Source organism: Edaphobacter sp., assembly GCF_035532915.1.
Classification (GTDB): domain Bacteria; phylum Acidobacteriota; class Terriglobia; order Terriglobales; family Acidobacteriaceae; genus Edaphobacter.
In genome coordinates, this window is the sequence record NZ_DATKQC010000161.1 from 20,667 (window position 1) to 27,423 (window position 6,757).

Consider the following 6,757-nt stretch of genomic DNA (forward strand, 5'->3'; position numbering starts at 1 on the left):
TTAGTTTGTCTCCTGGTGGGCTGCCGTGGGGGGAGGAGGCGCGGGAATGCCAAGTTCTGCTGCGGTCGGCAGCGTGTGACTATCGGCCCATTGCCGCTGTGCCACGCGGATCTTGTCGCTGCGAGCGAGCCACAGACCAATGGTGTAGTCGTAGTGCTCAAGCACGGGCCGCAGGGCATAAGGCCGGTTCGACCGAAGCCACGCCTGCTGGTAAAGATCGCGAATCAGCGAATAGTCATCGCGAATGTCGGCGATGCGCCCGTTGTTACCGTTGATGTCCGAGAGTTCACGGGCGACGGCCTGGCGCTGCTTATGGTCATTGGTCATGCGCATGTCATAGGCACGCTGATAGCCCTGTGCGATCTCGTCGGCCAATTGAAACTTCAGGCCGATGAAGTCCATGCGCCGTGCTCCCAGCTCAAGCGCGTCGATCGCATCGGTCTCCCGCAGGCTGGTCGGATTGGAGGGATAGGCATCGGCAGGGTTGTAAGGCGCTGCGGCGGCCGTAAACGACTTTGGCGGCGCAGGCGCGGCAGCACGGGCTTGGGCGATGAGCGTAAGCGCCCGCTCTGCATGCAGGCGAAGCTCATGGGTGTAGGGACGAATCTTGTCCGCATAGACCTGCCCGTCCTTGCTCATCGGGTCGAGCCAGAAGAGGCCATCGGAGCCATCGCCGGTCTTGGCTTGCTGCTTCAGCAGTTCATGTGCCAGCATCATCTCCTTCTGCGCTTCGTTCAGGTCGCCGGTCATGTCTCCGTGAAAGACCTGGGCATACGAGTCCTGAAATTGGGGAATCGACGACTCCCCTTTCTGCCACGAAGCCGCGGCCCCAAACAGGATGCCGTACCAGTTCATGTTCTCGAGGCCTTCGCCGTCGTCGTTCCAAATCGTATTCAGCGCACCGGTCGAGCCAAGCCGCTGGCCATCGCGAATGAATCCCTGAATATTCAGCAGCGCGAGATTGTTGTTGGGGTAGACGCGCGACCAGTTGTTGACGCCGGGCGCGACCCACGTCTCGAATCCGGCTTTGGTGAACGGTGTCAGGTAGCGGTCGAAGCCACGCGGCTCGGGGTTATAGGTCCACGCAATCGCGATGGTCGAGTCCTTGAACGACTGCGGCATCTTCAGGAGCAGGTCGGGCGAGTCCTGCGCGATGTCTCCCCAGAACAGCAGCTTGCGGTGCAGCGGCTGCAATGCAGTGACGATGCGCTGCATGAAGTCGAGGTAGACCGCGCCGAGGCCGCGAGCGTCGACATCCGCCTTGGTCTGTCCAGTGCCGAGATCCTGAGTCTCATCCGCACCGATATGCAGGAATGGTCCCGGGTAGAGCGCGGCAAGCTCGCCGAACATCTGCTTGATCAGCGGAATCGAACCGGGCTGGCCGGGCGCGAGGACTTCACCATGAGGGTTTTCAGCCAACTGGGAATACTGCTCCCACGTCAGGTTGTGATGAAGATGCCCGAAGGCCTCCTGCTCGGGAACGATCGTCACATGGTAGGCCTTTGCATACTCCACCAGTGTCCTCGCATCGGCGGCGGAGATGCTGCCCCCCGGAGGTGCCATCAGCGGATTGGAGGCATACTGCTGCGTGTGCTCAAAGTAAGGCGAGTAGATATTGATCTTGTAAGCGGCGATGGTACGAATCTGTTTCTTCTGAAAGTCCAGCGTAGGCACTGGCCCGCGAGACAGATCGTCGTCGAGGCCGCGATACTTCATCGCCGGCCAGTCGCGAATGTTGGCAGCCTGCAGAACCGCCTTCGGGCCATCGCCGACGATGAGCTGCTTGACCGTCTGCGCTCCATAGAAAAGCCCTTCGGCAGTAGCAGCCGTGACGGTCAGCGAGTTGTGGGTGGCGGAGATGACGTAGCCCTCGGGCTTCATCTCGGCGGTAAAGTCCGCGACCGGGTGGTTGGCAAGCCGGGTCAGCTCGATGACGAACCCCGATGGCGACACCGAAGAGATATTGCGCTCCTGCAAAGTCGTTCCCAGATCAGTCGCGGCGAAGTGGTCCTCTTCCGAACATGGCGCAGCACAGACGATGCGAACACCGTGCGGCAACGGCACATCTGCGGTCGCATGGACCTCCCGAGGCATCGGGATTAGTTTGATGGAAGACTGCGCGGAGGCGAAGGTCGTCAGTGCAAGGAGTAGAAGCCCGCTGCGAAAAAATAGCATACGTAACGATATATCAGCATGCGTGCCATTTGGGCAGTTCCACCTGAAAGTCGCCGTCAGGGCGTTTCTTTACGTTTACGTTAAAAGCATGTGAATAGAAAGAGAAATTGGCCGTCTGTTCACATTGCTTTGCAACCATGCCTTCAAGGAACGATGCTGCGCGTGGTTTTGTCGGAAGAGAAAGCCTCGCCAATCTCACGCGCGGACGTCCTGTTCAACCTGAGGGGTCCAATGACGAAGCAAGTACGAGCGGCGATGACAGCGATGCTGGTTTTATGCACCGTGTCGATGCAAGCGCAGACCAGCACGACGCAGCCGAAGAAGGCAACTCACAAAAGAGTTGCCAAAAAGAAGGCAGAGAGCGCGACCGAGCGCGAGATTCGCGAACTGCGTGAGCAGATGCAGAGCCAGCAGTCCCAGATCGACAGCCTGAAGCAGCAGAATGCCGACAAGGATGCGAAGCTGGCGACAGCATCGCAGGACGCACAGGCCGCTAACACTGCTGCTGCGCAGGCGCAGTCGCAGGCAGCCGGTGTCAGCTCCAGCGTGCAGACAAACACCGATGCTGTGACCACGCTGAACCAAACCGTAAACGATCTTAAGGCAAAGAACGCCGAACTCGCGCAGACCGTTATCGACACCAAGAAGAATTTGACCAAACAGATCGATGAGCCGCTGAAGCTTCATTACAAGGGCATCACGATCACGCCCGTTGCCTTCTTCGCGGCTGAATCGGTTTACCGTCAGCGTTCGCTCAACTCCGATATCAACACTCCGTTCAATGCAACTCCTTATCCGGGAGCAGCGCAGGCCCATACCAGCGAGTTCAACTTCTCCGGACGCCAGAGCCGTCTGGGTGGGTTGTTTGAGGGCAACACCGGGCCGTTCAAGCTGGCGGGTTACTTCGAGGCCGACTTCCTCTCCGCCGGTGTGACCAGCAACGACAACCAGAGCAACAGCTACACGCTGCGCCAGCGCCAGATCTGGGCACAGGCCGCAATGAAGAGCGGCTTTACCATCACTGGTGGCCAGATGTGGTCGCTTGTGACAGAGACGAAGAAGGGTACCAACAATCTTACGGAAAACCTACCGATGACGATCGACGCCCAGTACCATGTCGGTTTTAGCTGGGAGCGTCAACCAGGCGTCCGCATCCAGCAGAAGCTTGGCATGGCAACCGTCGCGGTATCGCTTGAGAATGCCCAGAACCTCTTTTCCGCAACCAACGCGAACTCGAACTTCTTCTTCGGCAACGCGGGCACAGGCGGTGGGCTGTATAACCCCACCGCAAACTACTCGAACAACGTAGCGCCCGATGTCATCGTGAAGGCTGCCTTCGATCCGAAGATCGGCCACTACGAGATCGGTGGTCTCGCACGCTTCTTCCGCGACCGCTACTATCCCGGCGTAATCACCGTTCCGACGACCGGAGCAACCGGCGCGGCCAACGACACCAAGATCGGCGGCGGCTTCTTTGCCAACGCTCGCGTTCCGGTAACGAAATTCGCCGATGTGGGCGTACACGTTCTTGTCGGCACCGGCGTGGGCCGCTACGGCACCTCAACGCTGCCTGACACCACGGTTCACCCCGATGGAACGCTGGCGACCATCAAAGCCGACCAGGGGCTGTTCTCGCTCGAACTTCACCCCAACAAGAAGCTCGATCTCTTCGGCTACGCCGGCGGCGAATATGCACAGCGCACGGCGTTCCTGAACCTGACCGGACCGAACGCGGGCAAGCTCACGGGCTACGCTCCCATCACCGCGAATAACAGTGGCTGCGGTAAGGAGCTTCCGCCAACGGGTGCGACCGGTTACAACCCCGCCTCCCCGGCGAACTGCACCGGGGCCACCCGCGCGGTCATCGAAGGCACTGCGGGCTTCACATACCGCTTCTACAGCAGCCCCAAGTACGGCAAGCTGCAATATGCCATGGAGTACAGCTACCTGACGCGCAATGCCTGGGCTGGTGTGGGCGGAGCGCCCAAGGGCACCAACAACATGGTGTTTACGAGCATGCGTTACTACATCCCGTAAATCATCCGCATTTCCGAAAAGAGGACGCTCTTCGGAGCGTCCTCTTTTTGTTTTGCAACAGACATTGTTCGTGGTGCGACCAATTTTGATAGGCTTCAAAGGGTAGCGCGCCTGCGCAATTGCTTTTTGGGAGAGGTGAAAAACACGATGCTTGACGAGAACAGGTTATTTCCTTCGGATAGTGCGGCCCGATCGGTGGCCGTGAAGTTGTACGAGACGGCACGGAAGCTCCCCATTATTTCGCCGCATGGGCACTGCGATCCGCGCTGGTTTGCCGAGGACAAGGCCTTTCCCAACCCATCTGCGCTGTTCATCACTCCCGACCATTACGTCTTCCGCATGCTCTACTCGCAGGGCGTTTCGCTCGAGTCGCTGGGCGTTCCCCAGCTCGATGGCGGAGAATCTTCCGATCCCCGCGAGGTCTGGCGCATCTTCGCCAGGCACTACTATCTCTTCCGCGGAACCCCGACCCGGCTATGGCTCGACTACGCCTTCGAGAAGCAGTTTGGCCTGAAGGACCGCCTCAGCCCGCAAAACGCGGACGCCTACTACGACCTGATCGCCAAGGCGCTGGAGACGCCGGCGTTTCGTCCCCGTGCGCTCTTTGAAAAATTCAACATCGAGGTGCTGTCCACCACCGACACGCCGCTCGACACGCTGGAGTTCCACAAGGCTATCAAGGAGTCGGGATGGAAGGGCCGTATTCTGCCGACCTTCCGCCCCGATTCTGTCATCGACGCCGAGTACGCCGGTTTCGTCGAGAACATCGAGAAGCTCGGACAGATTACCGGCGAGAACATCGGCACCTTCAAGGGCTACCTGAACGCGCTGCGTAACCGCCGCGCCTTCTTCAAGTCGATGGGGGCCACCGCCACCGACCACGGCCATCTCACCGCGCAGACCGCCGACCTTGATGCAGCGGCGGCGGAGTCGCTCTACCAGCGCGTCCTCTCTGGCCACTCCGCGCCGGAGGAGCAGCAGCTCTTCCAGGCGCAGATGCTGACGGAGATGGCAGGAATGAGCGTCGAAGACGGGCTGACCATGCAGCTGCATCCCGGCTCGATGCGCAACCACAACCAGCGCGTCTACGAGAAGTTTGGCCGCGACAAGGGTGCAGACATGCCGACCGCGACCGAGTATGTCCGCTCTATACGTCCCCTGCTCAACCGGTATGGCAACGATCCGCGCCTGACCTTCATCCTCTTTACACTCGATGAGACCTCCTACTCGCGCGAGCTGGCCCCGCTGGCGGGCCACTATCCCTCGTTGCGTCTTGGGCCGCCGTGGTGGTTCCAGGACTCGCCCGAGGGAATGATGCGCTTCCGCGAACAGGCCACCGAGACTGCGGGCTTCTACAACACCGTGGGATTCAATGACGATACCCGCGCCTTTCTGTCGATCCCGGCGCGTCATGACGTAGCTCGCCGCGTTGACTGCGCGTTTCTTGGCAAGCTGGTGGCAGAGGGCCGTCTGGATGAAGACGAGGCTTTTGAGGTGGTCGAAGACCTGACCGTCAATCTGGTGAGAAAAGCCTACAAGCTATAAAAGTGTAGACATTGAAAGCGGGATTGAGTCCCGCTGCAAACGACTTGCAACCGAAGCGGCTCACCATGTCACTGTGAGCCGCTTTTCTATCCAAACATCATCGGAAGCCGAAAACGATTCCAAAACATTCGCAACCTGCAACGCGTGCCAAGTTGTAAGACCAATTGTGTCGTCAAAGCCAAAATGTCTTTAGCGAAGCGTCTCAGATAGCAACTCTGTCAGCTTTTCGAAGGCGCGATCCCCTTGTTCAGGATTGAACGCGAGGCTGTCAGGCACCGTCCAGCCGTGATGCGCTCCCGCGTAGGTTTCGCTCTCATAGCGCCCGCCCCACTCGACCAAGGCCTGTTCAAATTCCTTGATGGCCGCGGCATCCATGCTTTTGTCGTCTTCGGCATGGCCAAAATAAAGCCGCGCATCTACCTGTGGTAAAACCAGATGCGGACTCGCAGGATTTCCAGCCTTGTATAAGCCACCGCCGTGGAACGAAGCTGCCGCGCCCACCAGGGACGACCTTACTGCCGCCGCCCGCAACGCCATCGCTCCGCTAAAGCAGTAGCCGACCACGCCCACCTGGCCCGGACGAAAAGCCGGTTGTGCCTCAAGAAAATCGACATAGCCCGCAACATCTTTCTCCTGCGCTTCGGGAGTGAGCGGCCCCGTCAGCTCGGCCATGCGCTGCATGGTGCGCGGTTCGCCCGACACCCGAGGAAAATCAAAGACCGGAGGCCGGCTCGTGCGATAGAACGGATTGACCAGAAGCACGGTATAGCCTTCGTGGGAGAGGCGTCGAGCCATGCTGCGGTGCGCCTCGCGAATGCCGCCGATGTCGGGCAGATGGAGCACTCCAGGCAGCGGCGTTGAGGCCTCGGGCGAAAAGAGAACGGCGTCGGCTGTGCCGTCGGGCATGGGAATGGTGAGGTCCTGCTCGGTCATGGGTAGCTCCTCTGTTGGACTGTATAACACCTGTCGTTACAGAGTAAGATGAGGAATATGAGCCTCT

At 59.5% G+C, this 6,757-nt stretch carries 4 protein-coding genes; 2 read left to right on the forward strand and 2 right to left on the reverse strand.

All coding sequences use genetic code 11. The features are described from left to right. Positions 1 to 2,175 carry a beta-N-acetylhexosaminidase gene (locus VMU57_RS07860; RefSeq protein ID WP_325382174.1) on the reverse strand — a complete coding sequence of 725 codons (2,175 nt, stop codon included), beginning with the start codon at positions 2,173 to 2,175 and terminating at the stop codon, positions 1 to 3. A 231-nt stretch (positions 2,176 to 2,406) separates the two neighbouring features. Between VMU57_RS07860 and VMU57_RS07865 the strand changes: the two genes are divergently transcribed. Further along, the gene (locus VMU57_RS07865; protein ID WP_325382176.1) at positions 2,407 to 4,212 is read left to right on the forward strand and encodes a hypothetical protein; all 1,806 of its coding nucleotides are present in this window, start codon (positions 2,407 to 2,409) and stop codon (positions 4,210 to 4,212) included. Positions 4,213 to 4,359: 147 nt separating this feature from the next. Next, the gene (gene uxaC / locus VMU57_RS07870) at positions 4,360 to 5,757 is read left to right on the forward strand and encodes a glucuronate isomerase (protein WP_325382180.1); all 1,398 of its coding nucleotides are present in this window, start codon (positions 4,360 to 4,362) and stop codon (positions 5,755 to 5,757) included. 189 nt (positions 5,758 to 5,946) lie between these two features. Here uxaC and VMU57_RS07875 read toward each other — a convergent pair whose 3' ends face one another. Next, positions 5,947 to 6,690 (reverse strand): dienelactone hydrolase family protein, encoded by a 744-nt coding sequence (locus tag VMU57_RS07875; RefSeq protein ID WP_325382178.1) that lies wholly within the window; start codon positions 6,688 to 6,690, stop codon positions 5,947 to 5,949. Between the last annotated feature and the right edge of the window lie 67 nt (positions 6,691 to 6,757).

Bases quoted from the DNA above. Each gene is read 5' to 3' on its own strand.
- VMU57_RS07860 (WP_325382174.1), bottom strand. From the start codon at position 2,175: ATGCTATTTTTTCGCAGCGGGCTTCTACTCCTTGCACTGACGACCTTC.
- VMU57_RS07865 (WP_325382176.1), top strand. From the start codon at position 2,407: ATGACGAAGCAAGTACGAGCGGCGATGACAGCGATGCTGGTTTTATGC.
- uxaC (WP_325382180.1), top strand. From the start codon at position 4,360: ATGCTTGACGAGAACAGGTTATTTCCTTCGGATAGTGCGGCCCGATCG.
- VMU57_RS07875 (WP_325382178.1), bottom strand. From the start codon at position 6,690: ATGACCGAGCAGGACCTCACCATTCCCATGCCCGACGGCACAGCCGAC.